The sequence below is a fragment of the Neorhizobium galegae bv. orientalis str. HAMBI 540 genome (genome assembly GCF_000731315.1).
Classification (GTDB): Bacteria; Pseudomonadota; Alphaproteobacteria; order Rhizobiales; family Rhizobiaceae; genus Neorhizobium; species Neorhizobium galegae.
The window spans coordinates 487,748-503,468 of sequence record NZ_HG938353.1; the positions used below are offsets into that span (position 1 = coordinate 487,748).

Annotated in this window: 17 protein-coding genes; 12 read left to right on the top strand and 5 right to left on the bottom strand. The window is 61.7% G+C overall.

Features of this window, described 5'->3' with window-relative positions; genetic code table 11:
- Window positions 1–27 precede the first annotated feature (27 nt).
- The gene (locus tag RG540_RS02315) at window positions 28–249 is read left to right on the top strand and encodes a putative signal transducing protein (RefSeq protein WP_038584150.1); all 222 of its coding nucleotides are present in this window, start codon (window positions 28–30) and stop codon (window positions 247–249) included.
- 324 nt (window positions 250–573) lie between these two features.
- Complete coding sequence (locus RG540_RS02320) at window positions 574–1,374, top strand: tRNA1(Val) (adenine(37)-N6)-methyltransferase (RefSeq protein ID WP_038584152.1); 801 nt, start codon at window positions 574–576, stop codon at window positions 1,372–1,374.
- Here the strand turns inward: RG540_RS02320 and RG540_RS02325 are convergent.
- Complete coding sequence (locus RG540_RS02325; RefSeq protein ID WP_038584153.1) at window positions 1,343–2,683, bottom strand: Nramp family divalent metal transporter; 1,341 nt, start codon at window positions 2,681–2,683, stop codon at window positions 1,343–1,345. The genes RG540_RS02320 and RG540_RS02325 overlap by 32 nt on opposite strands.
- Window positions 2,684–2,713: 30 nt before the next feature.
- Between RG540_RS02325 and RG540_RS32220 the strand changes: the two genes are divergently transcribed.
- The 3 genes from RG540_RS32220 to RG540_RS02335 are packed head-to-tail and all read left to right on the top strand — an operon-like array spanning window position 2,714 to window position 3,935.
- On the top strand, window positions 2,714–2,893 hold the full coding sequence (locus tag RG540_RS32220) for a hypothetical protein (protein ID WP_157884563.1): 180 nt from the start codon (window positions 2,714–2,716) through the stop codon (window positions 2,891–2,893).
- Complete coding sequence (locus RG540_RS02330; RefSeq protein ID WP_038584155.1) at window positions 2,850–3,716, top strand: S49 family peptidase; 867 nt, start codon at window positions 2,850–2,852, stop codon at window positions 3,714–3,716. Before RG540_RS32220 ends, RG540_RS02330 begins: the two co-directional genes overlap by 44 nt.
- Before the next feature lie 27 nt (window positions 3,717–3,743).
- Window positions 3,744–3,935, top strand: a complete 192-nt coding sequence (locus RG540_RS02335; RefSeq protein WP_038584157.1) for a hypothetical protein — start codon at window positions 3,744–3,746, stop codon at window positions 3,933–3,935.
- A 3-nt stretch (window positions 3,936–3,938) separates the two neighbouring features.
- Here RG540_RS02335 and RG540_RS02340 read toward each other — a convergent pair whose 3' ends face one another.
- Both RG540_RS02340 and RG540_RS02345 read right to left on the bottom strand, forming a co-directional pair.
- The gene (locus RG540_RS02340; RefSeq protein WP_038584158.1) at window positions 3,939–4,256 is read right to left on the bottom strand and encodes a type II toxin-antitoxin system RelE/ParE family toxin; all 318 of its coding nucleotides are present in this window, start codon (window positions 4,254–4,256) and stop codon (window positions 3,939–3,941) included.
- A complete protein-coding gene (locus tag RG540_RS02345; RefSeq protein ID WP_038584160.1) occupies window positions 4,256–4,540 on the bottom strand; it encodes a hypothetical protein in 285 nt (94 codons plus the stop codon). Before RG540_RS02345 ends, RG540_RS02340 begins: the two co-directional genes overlap by 1 nt.
- A gap of 145 nt (window positions 4,541–4,685) precedes the next feature.
- Here RG540_RS02345 and RG540_RS02350 point away from each other — a divergent pair, with 145 nt between their 5' ends.
- From RG540_RS02350 to glyS, 7 genes are all read left to right on the top strand, one after another.
- A complete protein-coding gene (locus RG540_RS02350) occupies window positions 4,686–5,639 on the top strand; it encodes a glycine--tRNA ligase subunit alpha (protein WP_038592898.1) in 954 nt (317 codons plus the stop codon).
- A 446-nt stretch (window positions 5,640–6,085) separates the two neighbouring features.
- Window positions 6,086–6,637 (top strand): LemA family protein, encoded by a 552-nt coding sequence (locus RG540_RS02360; RefSeq protein WP_038540412.1) that lies wholly within the window; start codon window positions 6,086–6,088, stop codon window positions 6,635–6,637.
- 87 nt (window positions 6,638–6,724) lie between these two features.
- Window positions 6,725–7,999: a 3-phosphoshikimate 1-carboxyvinyltransferase gene (locus RG540_RS02365; RefSeq protein ID WP_157884641.1), complete on the top strand. Its 1,275-nt coding sequence runs from the start codon at window positions 6,725–6,727 to the stop codon at window positions 7,997–7,999.
- Between the two features lie 42 nt (window positions 8,000–8,041).
- On the top strand, window positions 8,042–9,973 hold the full coding sequence (locus RG540_RS02370; protein WP_407668862.1) for a DUF2207 domain-containing protein: 1,932 nt from the start codon (window positions 8,042–8,044) through the stop codon (window positions 9,971–9,973).
- A 41-nt stretch (window positions 9,974–10,014) separates the two neighbouring features.
- The gene (locus tag RG540_RS02375) at window positions 10,015–10,299 is read left to right on the top strand and encodes a type II toxin-antitoxin system RelE/ParE family toxin (RefSeq protein WP_038584166.1); all 285 of its coding nucleotides are present in this window, start codon (window positions 10,015–10,017) and stop codon (window positions 10,297–10,299) included.
- An 11-nt stretch (window positions 10,300–10,310) separates the two neighbouring features.
- Window positions 10,311–10,607 (top strand): HigA family addiction module antitoxin, encoded by a 297-nt coding sequence (locus RG540_RS02380; RefSeq protein WP_038584168.1) that lies wholly within the window; start codon window positions 10,311–10,313, stop codon window positions 10,605–10,607.
- A gap of 91 nt (window positions 10,608–10,698) precedes the next feature.
- Window positions 10,699–12,915 carry a glycine--tRNA ligase subunit beta gene (gene glyS / locus RG540_RS02385; RefSeq protein ID WP_038584169.1) on the top strand — a complete coding sequence of 739 codons (2,217 nt, stop codon included), beginning with the start codon at window positions 10,699–10,701 and terminating at the stop codon, window positions 12,913–12,915.
- 81 nt (window positions 12,916–12,996) lie between these two features.
- On the opposite strand, the gene RG540_RS02390 is transcribed toward glyS, so the two are convergent.
- Both RG540_RS02390 and RG540_RS31035 read right to left on the bottom strand, forming a co-directional pair.
- A complete protein-coding gene (locus tag RG540_RS02390; protein WP_038584170.1) occupies window positions 12,997–14,850 on the bottom strand; it encodes a methyl-accepting chemotaxis protein in 1,854 nt (617 codons plus the stop codon).
- Between the two features lie 279 nt (window positions 14,851–15,129).
- Window positions 15,130–15,648, bottom strand: a complete 519-nt coding sequence (locus RG540_RS31035; protein ID WP_051909222.1) for a plant virulence effector HPE1-like domain-containing protein — start codon at window positions 15,646–15,648, stop codon at window positions 15,130–15,132.
- Window positions 15,649–15,721 lie beyond the last annotated feature (73 nt).

Genomic DNA, 15,721 nt, shown 5'->3' on the forward strand with positions numbered 1-15,721 from the left:
CGGATATAATGGGGTAACAAACAAGCCATGCTGGAGATCATCCGCACCAACGACATCGTGATCCTGTCGCTGGCCCAGAGTCTGATGAAGGATGCGGGCATCCATTTCATGGTCGCCGACCAGTCGATGAGCGTGCTCGAAGGCTCGCTCGGGCTTTTGGCACGTCGCCTGATGGTGGATAGCGAACGGGCCGACGAGGCGCGGCGGATATTGAAGGACGCGGGGCTGGAAGCGGAGCTGCGGCCTTGATGCTTGTGGATCCTCGGTCCTCAGTTTTTCCGGAGCTTTAGCATTGAGCGTTCTCGCGGATCGCCCCCCTCTGCCCTGCCGGGCATCTCCCCCACGGGTGGGGAGATCGGCTGGGCGCACGCTCGCCGCTTCAAATTTGACGTCTCATTCTGCGCACCAACGTGCGGCGTATCTTCTCGCGCATTTTTATCTGGCCTCTCTTCCGGCACGCCGTATTTGGAAGGGCGATGATCACGCCGCTTGTGATCTCCCCACCTGTGGGGGAGATGCCCGGCAGGGCAGAGGGGGGCTACCGACTACCAGCGCTCAATGGTGTCGCGAAGGATGACCACTCCAACCCACACCATCGACGCCTTCCATCGCGGCCGTTTCCACGTCATGCAGCCGAAGGGCGGAGGCCATCGCTCCGGCGTCGATGCGATGCTGCTTGCCTCGCTGGTCGCTGCCGACAAGCCGGTCAGCGTCGCCGATCTCGGCTCCGGCGCCGGTGCCGCGGGCCTTGCGGTCGCCTCAAGGCTGGATCGTGCAAAAGTCCTGCTGATCGAAAAATCGCCGCTGATGGCCGATTACGCTCGCAAAACCCTGGAAATTCCGGAAAACGCTTTCTTGGCCGGTCGAGTCGAAGTGCTGGAAGCCGACGTGACGCTCACCGGCAAACCCCGTCTCGCCGCCGGCCTCGTGGACGAGATCCATGACCACGTGATCATGAACCCGCCCTTCAACGATGCCAGCGACCGCAAGACGCCGGATGCCCTGAAGGCCGAGGCACATGCGATGACGGAAGACCTGTTCGAAGCCTGGATCCGCACAGCCGGCGCGATCATGAAGCCTGGCGGGCAGTTGTCGCTGATCGCCCGGCCGCAATCGGTCGCTGAGATCATCGAGGCCTGCGGCAGGCGTTTCGGCGGGCTGGAAATCACTGCCCTTCACCCCCGGCCCGACGAAAGCGCCACGCGCATCCTCGTCACCGCCGTCAAGGGATCGCGCGCCCGGCTGACATTCCGGGCGCCGCTTTTCGTGCATGGCGCGGATGGCCATGCCTTCTCGGCTTTCGTCGACGACCTGAACAATGGCCGGGCCGCCTATGCCCGCCTCAGCCCGAAACGAAATCCACGAGCAGCTTGACGTTGAGGCCGGCGATGACGACGGCGATCAGCCAGGCAATGCCGGAGAGCCAAATCGGCGCCACGAGTTCGCCCATCTTGGCCTTGCTGGCGGTGAACATGACCAACGGGAATACCGCGAAGGAAAGCTGCAGGCTGAGCACCACCTGGGTGAGGATCAGCAGTTCCGCGGTGCCCGCATCGCCGTACCAGATGGTCACGAACGCGGCCGGGATGATGGCTATCCCCCGGGTGATCAGCCGGCGGATCCATGGCTGCAGCTTCATCTTGAGGAAGCCTTCCATGACGATCTGACCGGCAAGCGTCGCCGTCACCGTCGAATTCAGACCGCAGCAGAGCAGCGCGATGCCGAACAGCGTCGGCGCGATAGCCAGCCCGAGCAGCGGTGCGAGCAGCGAATGGGCTTCGCCAAGCTCGGCCACTTCCGTTCGCCCGGTGCTGTTGAAGGCGGCTGCCGCGAGGATCAGGATCGAGGCATTGATCAAGAGGGCGAAGCAGAGTGCGACGGTGGAGTCGATCGTCGCAAAGGTCAGCGCTTCCTTCTTTTCCGGCAGGGTATGGCCATAGTTGCGGGTCTGCACGATGCCGGAATGCAGGTAGAGGTTATGCGGCATGACGGTCGCGCCGAGGATGCCGAGCGCCAGATAGAGCATCTCCGGATTGGTGACGATCTCGGTGGTCGGGAAGAAGCCGCGGATGACACCGCCCCATTGCGGATCGGCAAGGAAGATCTGGATCGCGAAGCACACGGCGATGACGCCGAGCAGAGTGATGATGAAGGCTTCGACCCAGCGGAAACCCATCTTCTGCAAGTAAAGGATGATGAAGACGTCGAGAGCGGTGATCAGCACGCCGAGTTCGAGCGGGATGCCGAAGATCAGGTTGAGGCCGATCGCGGTGCCGATCACCTCGGCGATGTCCGTGGCGATGATGGCGATCTCGGCAAGTGCCCAGAGCGGAATGGAAACCCATTTCGGAAACGCGTCGCGGCAGGCCTGCGCCAGATCCCGGCCCGATGCGATGGCAAGACGGGCACAGAGCGATTGCAGCACGATCGCCATCAGGTTGGACAGCAGCGCCACCGCGAGCAGCGCATAGCCGAACTTCGAACCGCCGGCGAGCGAGGTTGCCCAGTTGCCGGGGTCCATATAACCGACCGCGACTAGGTAACCCGGACCCGCAAAGGCGGCGAGCCGCCGCCACCGCGATCCGGAACTCGAAATATTGATGCTTCGATGGACGTCGGAAAGCGATGCCTCCCCCCGTTTGTTCCGCCAGCCGCTGTCCTGCTTTGAACTTAAGACGTCCATCTTCACCTTATCTCCGTTCGTGAGGAGATAATGCCTTATTGGAATGATAATGCAAGTCATTCGCAACTGGAAAATCAAAATCCTGCTTTAAGTGGCGCAGCCATTGCGTTTGAAATTCCGTCACATACATGCTTTGGCAGAGCCGAACGCGACAGAAGGAAAAGAAATGGCCGGGTTTTTGAAGAGGTTGATGCCGAAACGATTCCGTAAGAAGGGGCTGACGATTCCCGTCGTCCGGCTTCACGGAGCGATCATGGCCGGCGGCAGCCAGTTCAAGCAGAGCCTCAACCTGGCCGGTGTGGCGCCGATGCTCGACAAGGCCTTCTCGAAGAAAGATGCCCCGGTCGTCGCAATCTCGATCAATTCGCCGGGCGGCTCGCCGGTCCAGTCGCGCCTGATCTTCCAGCGCATCCGCTCGCTTGCGGAAGAAAAGGACAAGAAGGTCCTGGTCTTCGTCGAGGACGTCGCGGCCTCCGGCGGCTACATGATCGCGCTTGCGGGCGACGAGATCTTTGCCGATCCCACCTCCATCGTCGGCTCGATCGGTGTCGTTTCCGGCGGTTTCGGCTTTCCGGAACTGCTGCGCAAGATCGGCATCGAGCGCCGCGTCTATACCGCCGGCGAGAACAAGGTGATCCTCGATCCCTTTCAGCCGGAAAAGGAAGGCGACATCGAATACCTGAAGGCGCTGCAGCTCGAAATCCACAAAGTCTTCATCGAGATGGTCAAGATGCGCCGTGGAGAGCGGCTGGCGGACGATGCGACGATCTTTTCGGGTCTGTTCTGGAGCGGGTTGCGCGGCCTCGAACTCGGCCTGATCGACAGCCTCGGCGACATGCGCGAAGTCCTCAAGCGCCGTTACGGCAAGGATACCAGGCTGGAACTGATCGGCAGCGCCCGCACCCTGTTCGGCCGCCGCGTGCCCGGCGTCGTCTTCGGGGAGGGCAAGGCCGGAGAAATCGCCGCGGGCGCAGTCACGGGACTTGCGGCGAGCCTGGAAGAAAAGGCAATGTGGAGCCGCTACGGCCTTTAAGGTCGTCAGGATAGCGCGAGAGGGGAAATGGCGCAGCTTTTATTTCTGATCATCGTCATCGGCGGAGGCTGGATGCTCTACAAGAAGTTCATCAAGGACGCCGAAAGACTGTCATCGCGCACCCGCCGCGAACAAAAGGAACGCCAGACCGGCGCGATCGGTACCTTGGAGCGGGACCCGACGACGGGGGAATACCGGGTGAAGCGGGATGAGGAGTGAGGGCTAGAGTCGCTCTTTCACGCGCGACGCCCAGTCTGAGCCGGCATAACTTACGCAGAGAATGAAGACGGTTCTGGTTTCATCATCGACGGTGAAACAGAGGACGGCTTTTTCTGCGGCGGGGACGGCGCGCAGGCCCGGAATAAGATCGTCGCGTATCGTGCCGATTTTGGGTAGATCTGCAAGGCGATAAGTTGCGGTTTCGATTTCAGCGAGCTTTCTCTGGGCTGTGATCCGCCCGGCATAGGCCTCGATGAAATTATAGATGTTGATCAGGTCTTGCTCTGCTTCGGGGTGATAGTCCAACTTGTAGGTGGACATCACTTGCCTTTGTATTTCTCATCGATCCGCGCACGGACACGATCGAAAAGATTATCCTTATCCATGGACACCCACTGATCCCGCGGCAGCTCCGCTCGGCGGCGGATTTCGTCCTTCATGCCGATCAATGGGTCGTCATGGGCGGAACTTTCCTCGTCCCTCAGCAAGCTGTCGATGCCGGCCTCCAGCACTTTTTCGACCGAAGGGAACTGGCCGTCCTCAACGAGCTTTTCGGCAAGTCGCAGGGAGCGCTCGGACAAGGTGAAGCTGTTCTTGACGTTCATGGTCTTTCTCCGGAAGAACGGGCGGACCTTAGCATGGACCACGTCCGGCGTGCATCCTCGCATACCCCTCAAACGCATAAATCCTTGACCCGCGCCCCTGATGCGTGGCACTCGTCCGCATCCTCGAACCGACACAGATATGGCCATGACCGAGCTGCCCGACCACATGTCTCCGACCCGCTCCTTCCAGGGGCTGATCCTCGCGCTCCAGAATTACTGGGCCGACAAGGGCTGCGCAATCCTGCAGCCTTACGACATGGAAGTCGGTGCCGGTACATTCCATCCGGCGACGACGCTACGTGCGCTGGGACCGAAGCCGTGGAAGGCTGCCTATGTGCAGCCGTCGCGTCGTCCGTCCGACGGCCGTTATGGCGAAAACCCCAACCGGCTTCAGCATTATTACCAGTTCCAGGTCATCCTGAAGCCGAACCCGCCGAACCTGCAGGAACTCTATCTCGGCTCGCTTGCGGCAATCGGCCTCGATCCGCTGCTGCACGATGTGCGTTTCGTCGAGGACGACTGGGAAAGCCCGACGCTCGGCGCCTGGGGTCTTGGCTGGGAATGCTGGTGCGATGGCATGGAAGTCTCGCAGTTCACCTACTTCCAGCAGGTCTGCGGCATCGAATGCTCGCCGGTTGCGGGTGAGCTGACCTATGGTCTCGAACGTCTCGCCACCTATCTGCAGGGCGTGGACAGCATCTACGAGCTCAATTTCAACGGCCGCGAGGGCGAGGAAAAGATCTCCTATGGCGACGTTTTCCTGCAGGCCGAGCAGGAATATTCCCGCCACAATTTCGAATTCGCCGATACCGCCATGCTGCACCGGCATTTCGTCGACGCCGAGAAGGAATGCCAGGCGCTTTTAGCGGCCGGCGCTCCGGGCGCGAACGCCAACCAGATGCTGCACAAATGCGTCTTCCCCGCTTATGACCAGTGCATCAAGGCGTCCCACGTCTTCAACTTGCTGGATGCCCGCGGGGTGATCTCGGTCACCGAACGCCAGAGCTACATCCTGCGCGTCCGCACGCTGGCGAAAGCCTGCGGCGAGGCCTTCCTGATGACCGATGCCGGTGGTGTGAATTTCGGCAAGGCTGCCTGAGTTCGGATTTTCGTGGGTCGGGGACCGACGCCGCGTGCGGCGAACCGTTCAAACGGTTCCAGCCCATTGCGTGCCCAGCTGCCAGACGGGTTTGATTGTCGGGTAGGCGCCGGTCGGAAGCTGCCCGGCATAGATCTGCAAAAACCGACGTGTGCCGGCTGGGGCCGGGGGCTTCATCATTACTCCGTACTGAAAAAACAGTACGGCAAACGCCAGCACATTGGCGGTTCGCGCTAGGCACGCCATGGCAATTCCATCTAGGTTGTTTTGAGGTGGGGCCGAATCTTTGGAATCGCCCGTTTTCTGTAAGAGAATCTAGGGCATCCGGGTGATCGGAACTTTGCGGTAAGTCAAAAAATTGACCGCGAAAAATAATCGATGACTTCAACCACTTTTTTATACCACGCCTCTACTGTCCCATCGCAATGGCAAGTCGGGAGACTCAGATGTACATTTTGATCGGCATAATTGTTCTCGTCGCACTCTACGTTGTTATGATCTACAACGGCCTCGTCAAAGCCCGCCAGATGGCGGAGGAGGCGTGGTCCGGCATCGACGTTCAGTTGAAGCGTCGCGCCGACCTGATCCCGAACCTGATAGAGACGGTCAAGGGATATGCCGCCCACGAAAAGGGTACGTTCGAGGAAGTCGTCAAGCTGCGCAACCAGGCGCAGGCGGTGCCGGCAGGCGATGTCGCCGGCCGCGCCCAGGCGGAAGGCTTGCTCGGCCAGGCACTCGGCAAGATCATCGCACTAGCCGAGGCCTATCCGGACCTGAAGGCAAACCAGAACTTTTCCGAACTGCAGGCGTCGCTCGAAACCATCGAGAGCGAGATCCAGATGTCGCGGCGGTATTACAACGGCGCTGCCCGCGACCTGAACGTCAAAGTCGAGAGCTTCCCCAACAACCTGGTCGCCGGTCAGTTCGGTTTCTCGAAGCGCGAATATTTCGAGATCGAGAACGCGGCCGACCGGGCGGTCCCGACCGTCAAGTTCTGAAATCCGTCATTGGACCTTCGTGCCGCAACGGGTTAAGAGCGCGGTCGGCCGCTCGTTGCGGCATTCCATTGGCGTTAAGAGACGAATATCATGGGTAGAGCCAAACTCACCATCCTGCCGCCGGGCAAGCCGCTTTCCGGGCGTGCCATGCCGCCGGGTTCCAAGTCGATCACCAACCGCGCGCTGCTTCTGGCGGGCCTAGCCAGCGGCACCAGCCGGTTGACCGGCGCGTTGCGGAGCGACGATACGCGCTATATGGCCGATGCATTGCGGGCCATGGGTGTTTCGGTCGACGAACCGGACGAGACCACCTTCGTTGTGACGGGCAGCGGCAAGCTTCTGCCGCCGTCCGCCCCGCTGTTCCTCGGCAATGCCGGCACCGCGACCCGTTTCCTGACCGCAGCCGTCGCTTCGGTCGATGGCACCGTCGTCGTCGATGGCGACGAACACATGCGCAAACGGCCGATCGGCCCGTTGGTCGTCGCCTTGAAGTCGCTCGGCATCGATGCCGAGGCGCCGACCGGCTGCCCGCCGGTGACGGTGCGTGGCAACGGCCATTTCGCCTCCGGCCGCGTCGAGATCGATGCCGGTCTCTCCAGCCAATACGTATCCGCGCTGCTGATGGCAGGGCCGCTTGTCAGCCAGGGCGCCAATGCCCCGTTGACGGTCGCGCTAGCCGGCGCGGAAATCGGTGCAAGGGGCTATGTGGACCTGACGCTCGCCGCCATGCAGGCCTTTGGCGCCAAGGTGGAGCAGATCGATGCGGCGACCTGGAAGGTCGAACCAACCGGATATAGCGCGGCGGATTTCGTGATTGAACCGGACGCGTCGGCCGCCACCTATCTCTGGGCCGCCGAGGTGCTGACCGGCGGTGCCATCGATCTCGGCGTGGCGGCCACTGCCTTCACCCAGCCGGATGCCAAGGCTTACGAACTGATCGCGCAGTTCCCGCATCTGCCGGCGGAAATCGACGGTTCGCAGATGCAGGATGCGGTGCCCACGCTCGCGGTGCTCGCCGCCTTCAACGAAACGCCGGTGCGTTTCACCGGCATCGCCAACCTGCGCGTCAAGGAATGCGACCGGGTGAGGGCGCTCTCGCTCGGCCTCAACGCCATCCGCGAAGGCCTTGCGACGGAAGAGGGCGACGACCTGATCGTCGCCTCCGATCCGTCGCTTGCCGGCCAGACCCTGCCGGCGGAAATCAACACCTTTGCCGACCATCGCATCGCCATGAGCTTTGCGCTTGCCGGGCTGATGATCGGCGGCGTCACCATTCTCGATCCCGATTGCGTCGCCAAGACATTCCCCAGCTATTGGGACGTATTGGCTTCGCTCGGCGTCGAATACACGGACATAGTTTAAACGGAAAACCCGGATCGGCTGGCGCCGAAGAGGAGGAATGTCGTGATGCGGTGGTTCTCCGGCCTTGGCCTGGCTCTGCTTTTCTCCCTGTCGGCGGCGCTGCCCGCCGCGGCGGAAGAATATATCCGCTCCTATCATTCCGACATCCAGGTCGCCGACAATGGCGACCTGGCGGTGACCGAAACCATCATCGCCAATTCCGAAGGCGACAGGATCAAGCGCGGTCTGTTTCGCGACTTCCCGCTAACCATGACGGACGCCAACGGCCGCACCGTGCGGGTCGGCTTCGAGGTCGTTTCCGTCATCCGCGACGGTCAGGCCGAACCCTTCCATACGGAAAGTGTTACCGGCGGCATCCGGATCTATTCCGGCGACGAGGATGTGTTCCTCCGCGATGGCGAACACACCTTCGTCTTCACCTACAAGACCGACAGGCAGATCCGCTATTTCGACGACCACGACGAGCTTTACTGGAACGCGACCGGCAATGGCTGGGAATTCCGCATCGCCCAGGCCTCGGCGCGGGTGACCCTGCCGGCCGCCGCGCGGATAACCCAAACCGCCGCCTACACCGGTCCGCTCGGCTCCACCGCTCGCAATGCCCGCATGCAGGCGAACGGCAATCAGGCGGTCTTTTCGACCACGCGGCCGCTCGGGGCGCAGGAGGGCCTGACGATCGTCGCGGGCTTTCCCAAAGGCATCGTCGCTCCGCCTTCGAAAGATCAGCAAAGCGAATGGTGGTGGCGCGACAATATCGGGACGATCATCTCGATCGTCGGCCTCGTCCTCGTCGTCGGGTATTATGCGCTTTTCTGGGTCCGCGTCGGTCGCGACCCGGATCGCGGCGTCGTGGTACCCCGCTGGGATGCGCCGGAGGGGCTGTCGCCGGCTCTGGTCAACTACATCGACAACAAGGGCTTTTCGGGCGGCGGATGGACGGCGTTTGCCGCAAGCGCGCTCGATCTTGCGGTCAAGGGTTACGTGACGCTGGAGGATCTCGCGGAAAAGATCGTCATCCGGCGCACCGGCAAGGCCGCGCCGAGGGACGTGCCGATCGGCCAGGCCTCCATCCTAGGCTCCATCGACGCCAAGGGGCAGGAACTGATCATCGACGAGGCGCACGGCACCTCCGTCCAGTCGATCGGCGCAAGCTTCCGCCAGGCGATCGAAAAGGAACACCGCGGCAAATATTACAACGGCAACAAGGGTTATGTGATCGGCGGCGTCGTACTGAGCGTGCTTTCCATCGTCTCTCTGATCGTTTTCGGCAATCTCGAACCGGACATGATCGCGACGCTGATCATCCCGGCCTTTTTTGCCGTGGTCTTCGGAGTGCTCGCCGCCGCCTTCGGCAAGGGCCTGCGCCGCGGCTCGTCGCTGATTTCGAAAATCGTCTCGGTCGTTATCCTCGGTTTTATCGGCTTGGTGGCCCTGTCGATCGGCTCGGCGGTCCTGGTGGGGATCATGTCGGAAATGACCGGCGACGAGCATTGGCCGATCATGGTATCGGTCGGCGGCATCGTGCTGGCCAACGTCATCTTCTTCTTCCTGATAGGCGCTCCGACACCGCTCGGCCGCAAGCTGATGGACGGGATCGAGGGCCTGCGCATCTACCTGACGCTCGCCGAAAAAGACCGCATGAACACCGCCGGCGCTCCCACCATGTCGCCGCAGCATTTCGAAAAATTGCTGCCCTATGCGGTGGCGCTCGGCGTCGAAAAGCCCTGGAGCAGCACATTCGAAACCTGGCTTGCGAGCGCCGTTGCGGGCGCTGCCGCCGGCGCCTATGCGCCCGGCTGGTATAGCGGCAATTACGGCTCCAATTTCGGCAACCGCATCGGCGGGTTCTCCTCCTCGATGGCCTCCACCATCGCCTCGACCATCCCGGCTCCCAAATCCTCCTCGTCCTCCTCCGGCTTTTCCAGCGGTTCGTCCGGCGGCGGCGGAGGCGGCGGCGGCGGAGGCGGTTGGTGAGATTGAAATATGTATCGCCTCGTGATACATAGGAGCGAGGTATGGCGATCCGTTCCTATGCCGATGCGATGACGCAGTCGATCGCCAGCGGTAAGGTGCCGAAAGGCTTTCCTGCCGATCTTGCGAGAAGAGCCGTGCGGAAGCTGACGATGATTGAAAATGCGATGGAATTGCACGACCTGCGTTCACCGCCGGGCAATCATCTGGAAGCGCTGAAAGGCGATCGCGCTGGGCAGCACTCTATCCGCGTCAATGACCAGTGGCGCATCTGCTTCGTCTGGACGACGGCCGGTGCCGAACAGGTTGAAATTGTCGATTATCATTGAAAGAGACGAGCATGGCGAGCCTTCTTCCTCCCGTTCATCCCGGTGAAATCCTTCGTGAAGAATACCTGGCCCCGCTCCATCTCAGTGCCGGGGCGCTGGCTAAGAAGCTGAATGTCCCGCGCACGCGCATCGAGCGGCTGGTTGCAGAGCAGACGTCGGTCACCACCGATACCGCTCTTCGCCTCGGCCGATTTTTCGACACCACTCCCGAATTCTGGATGAATCTCCAGACGAGTTACGACCTGAAGGTCGAAAGTACCGCAAAACGCGAAGAAATCGCCGCGATCCCGGTTATCCACGCCGCCTGATTGCCCGACTTTCCCCAATCCGCTGATGACTTTTGGCGACGGGCTTGCTAAGTCCGCCGCGACCTCGTTTCTCATTGCAAAGACTTAACCCATGCCCGATCTTCTTCTCGAACTCCGCTCGGAGGAAATTCCCGCCCGCATGCAGCGCAAGGCGGCAGGAGACCTGAAAAAGCTCGTCACCGACGCGCTGGTGGAAGCGGGCCTGACCTACGAGGGTGCGCGCGAATACTGGACGCCGCGCCGCCTGACGCTCGATATCCGCGGCCTAACGGCTCGTTCGGCCGACCAGCGCGAGGAGCGCAAGGGTCCGCGCACCGACGCCCCGGAAGGCGCCATCGCCGGCTTTTTGCGCGGTGCGGGTCTTTCTTCGATTTCCGAGGCCCAGGTCGTCAACGACCCGAAGAAGGGCGATTTCTACGTCGCGGTCATATCCAGGCCCGGCCGTCCGGCGGAAGAGATCATCGCCGAGGTGATGCCCGGCATCATCCGCAATTTCCCTTGGCCGAAATCGATGCGCTGGGGTGCCGCCTCGATGCCGAAAGGCGCCCGTTTCGCCGGCATCGACGGCAAGGGCCCGGAAAGCCTGCGCTGGGTGCGCCCGCTGCAGTCGATCGTCTGCGTCTTCGGCCCGGAACATGAAGAGACCCAGGTCATCCCCTTCGAGATCGACGGGCTGGTGGCGAGCAACGTCACCTACGGCCACCGTTTTCACGCGCCTGACGCCATCACCGTGCGCCGCTTCGACGACTATGTGACGAGCCTCGAAAAGGCGAAGGTCATGCTCGATGCCGACCGCCGCAAGGACGTCATCCTGCACGATGCCCGCGACCTTGCCTTCGCCAACGGCCTCGATCTGGTCGAGGACGAGGGCCTTCTGGAGGAAGTCTCCGGCCTCGTCGAATGGCCGCACGTGCTGATGGGCGAGTTCGAGCAGGACTATCTCGAAATCCCGTCCGAAATCATCCGCCTGACCATCAAGACCAACCAGAAGTGCTTCGTCACCCGCCCGCAGACCGGCGGGGAAGGGCTCTCCAACCGCTTCATCCTGATCTCGAACATCGAGGCGAAGGACGGCGGCAAGGAGATCATGCACGGCAACGGCAAAGTCGTGCGCGCCCGCCTCTCCGACGCCAAGCATTTTTGGACCCGCGACCAGGGCGACATGCCGGATCTCGATACGCTGAAAGAATCTGCGGCGAAGTTCGACCTCGACCTCAGGAAGCCGCTCGACCAGCGCATGGCGAAGCTCGATGCGCTGAACGTGACGTTCCACGCCAAGCTCGGCACGCAAGGCGAGCGCGTGGAACGTATCCGAGCTTTGGCGAAGAAACTGGCGGAGGTCACCGGTGCCGATCCGGTCCTCGTCGACCGTGCCGCAGTGCTGGCGAAGGCCGATCTGCGCACCGAAGCCGTCGGCGAATTCCCCGAGTTGCAGGGCCTGATGGGCCGCAAATATGCGATGCTGCAGGGCGAGGACGCCTCCGTAGCCGCTGCCATCGAGGATCACTGGAAGCCGAACGGTCCCTCGGATCGCCTTCCGGAAGGCAAGGTCGGGCTGACGGTCGCACTCGCCGACAAGCTCGACACGCTCGTCGGTTTCTGGGCGATCGATGAAAAGCCGACCGGCTCCAAGGACCCGTTTGCGCTTCGCCGTGCCGCGCTCGGCGTAGTGCGTATCCTGCTGGAGCGGAAGGTGCGACTACCGCTGAATACCGTTTTGAGAACAGCGATTCTGCCGATCGAAGACATAAAGCCGTTTGTCACTGACGTGTCGAAAGACGTCGTCATTACGGACCTCCTCTCCTTCTTCCACGACCGCCTCAAAGTCTACCTCCGCGACCAGGGCGCCCGCCACGACCTGATCGACGCAGTCCTCACCCCCGACTCCGACGACCTCCTGATGGTCGCCCGGCGCGTCGAGGCGCTGACGGCGTTCATCACCTCGGAAGACGGCAAGAACCTGCTCGCCGGCACCAAACGCGCCGTGCAGCTGCTCGCGGCCGAGGAAAAGAAAGGCACCGTCGTCGCCGATGGCGTTTCCGAGGAACTGCTGAGGCTCGATGCCGAAAAGGCGCTCTGGGCGGCGATCGTCGTCGCCTCGAAGGAAGCGGCCGAGGCCGTCGCCAGGGAAGACTTCCGCTCGGCCATGGAAGCCCTGTCGAAACTCCGTATCCCCGTCGACAAATTCTTCGAGGACGTGCTCGTCAACGACGAGGACGCCGCCATCCGCGCCAACCGCCTGGCGCTCCTGAAAGCCATCCGCGAAGCGACCGCGACCGTCGCGGATTTCTCGAAGATTTCAGGCTAACCCAAAACAACAAAAAACCGCCGGCTCTTTCGACCCGGCGGTTCCTCCGTCCCCTGTATGGGGCCATCTGTTGGATTGGCGTCAGCTGGCGCGGCGCATCTTCTGGGCGACGCGGTTGAGGCTGCCGGCGCCGGCATTGTAGCCGGTGTCCTGGTTGGCGTTGATGCGGAAGCTGCTGATCAGGTTCAAGAGTTCGTCGGTGTCGGCGGCAAGCGCCTCGGCCGAGGCGGTGGTCTCTTCCGCCATCGCCGCATTGTGCTGGGTTGCCGCGTCGAGCTGGTTCAGCGACGACGAGATCGAGCGCAGCGTGGTGTCCTGTTCGGAAGCCGAATGGGCGATCTTGCCGACGATGTCGCTCGCCGCCTTCACCTGGCTGGAGATCCGCTTCAGCGCTTCGCCGGCTTCGCCGACGAGGCGCACGCCGTTCTGCACCTGGCCGGAAGAACGCGAGATCTGGTCCTTGATCTCCTTTGCCGCAGCGGCGGAGCGCTGGGCGAGTTCGCGCACTTCCTGGGCGACGACCGCAAAACCCTTGCCGGATTCCCCGGCGCGGGCCGCTTCGACGCCTGCATTGAGCGCCAGCAGGTTGGTCTGGAAGGCGATGTCGTCGATCACGCCGATGATCTTGGAGATCTCGTCGGACGAATGTTCGATACCGCCCATCGCGTCGATCGCCTGGGCGACGATCTGGTCGGAGCGGTTGGCCTCGGCGCTGACCGAGGTGACCCGCTGGGCGGCCTCATGTGCACCTTCTGCCGTCTGGCGGACGGCGACGGCGAGTTCGTCGAGGGCGGCCGACGTCTCTTCGAGATTGGCGGCCTGGCGTTCGGTGCGCTGCGACAACTCGTTCGAAGCGCGGCGGATTTCCTCCTTGGAACCGCCGATATCGATGCCCTTGGCATTGACCTTGCTCATCGCGGCTTCGAGATGGACGAGCGCCTCGTTGAAGTTGTGGCGCAAGGTTTCGTAACGCGGGCCGAGATCGGCGCAGCGGATCGTGAGGTCGCTATGGGCGAGTGATTCCAGCGCTTCGCCGATGGTGGAGACGACGCGGGCCTGGCTTGCGGCTTCCTGCTGCTGCAGATCGAGATTCTGCTGGCGCTCGCGGTCGAGCTCGGTCTTCTGTTTTTCCTCGCGGGCGGCCATCGCATGACGTTCGCGGATCTTTTCCTGCAGCGCCTGGGTGGCCTTCGCCATCATCCCCACTTCGTTCGACATGTCCGTGTGCGGGATCGTCGCGGTGACATTTTCGTCGGCGACGGCCTGCAATGCGCCATGCACCGCGGCGAGAGGCCTGGTGATATTACGGATGACGATCAGGGCGACACCGAGCGCAAGCAGGAAGGCGAGGAAACCGACGCCGACCACTTCCAGGATCGTCTTGTTGATCTTGATATCGAGGTCGTCGGTGTAGACGCCCGTGCCGACAATGATCTGCCAGGGTTCAAACGCGCGGGAGTAGGCAGCCTTCTGGAAAACCTGGTCGGCCGGCATGCCGGGCTTTTCCCAATAATAGGTGGTGACGCCGCCGCCGGCACGGCCCTTGGCGACCATCTCTTCGCGGAACAGGTTGCCCATCTTGTCCGGCTGACCCTTCTGGTTCACGCCGACCAGCTTGGGATTGTAATGGAACTGCGTCACCGTTTCGTAGTTCAGGCCGAAGATGTAGCCGGCCGGCTCGTATTTGATCCCAGCCACGGTTGCGTAAGCCAGTTTCTGCGCGTCCTCGCGCTTCAGTTCGCCCGATTTTTCCCGGTCGTAATAGGATTGCAGAATGGAAATGCCGGACTCCACCTGGGTGCGCAGCATGTCGTAGCGCTCGGCATAGATGGAGGCGATCGAAGCGCGGATCTGATAGTAGGTGACAGCGGTGAAAGCCACCATAAGCACTGCCACCATGGCCAATAACTGGTGGGAGATCTTGAGATTCTTCATGTTTCGACTCACTTTCAGGCAGCCGAACTCTCCCGGAGGAGCCGGAGCGGGACGAAGTTTTTGGGGAAGGCGCGTTCTGCACCGGTTACGTGCTACACCGCACTATGACGGGAGAGTGATCCCGAATATTTGAATAAAAATTTAATTATCCGACCCTTGACAGCCGCAAATGCGAATAATTTGGGCAGGTCGGATTTGATGATGCGCAATTTGCGCGCATACCGGGAAAGGCTGTTCTCGGAGCACTTTCTGCTATGTAAATATAATGATATTCTAAACTTAGAAGCGATCGGTGCGCAGTTCGAACGTGTCGAGCGCCAGCGGTTTCGGGGTAAGGGATGCTTCGACGATCCCGACCTCAGCCTTGCCGATCGTCTTCACCGCGCTGGTCAGGACGTCGGCATCGATGCCGTCACTTTTGGCTTCTGCAGTCGCGATCTGCGTTTCGGTGGAGCCGTTGGTGGTCGGGTGAAGCTCGGCAATGGCGTTTTCCTCGGCCATCCATTTGGGAAGCTTGCTGACATGGATCACCGGTGAGCCGCCAAGCCAGACCTCGGTACGCACCAGCTTCTTTTCGCCGTTGATCTCGATGATCTCCGTCTTCTGGATCCCTGCCGGCAGATCGGGAACCTTGTAGGTTGCCTCGTCCGATTTGGGCGCCGCGGCGCTCGGGCAGCTTGCGCAGCTCTTGGTGAGGATGCTGACGCCCGCCTTGTGCGTGTTGTCGATCACCGTGATCGACGACGCGAAAGCCGAACTGCTTGCAAACACCAGAGCTGTAGCCAGAACGAGACGCATGACCGGGAATCCTTCTTGAGGTCTCCCATGACTATCGCGGCTTCGTTTCGATCCCGTCTGGATAATCGGTAAA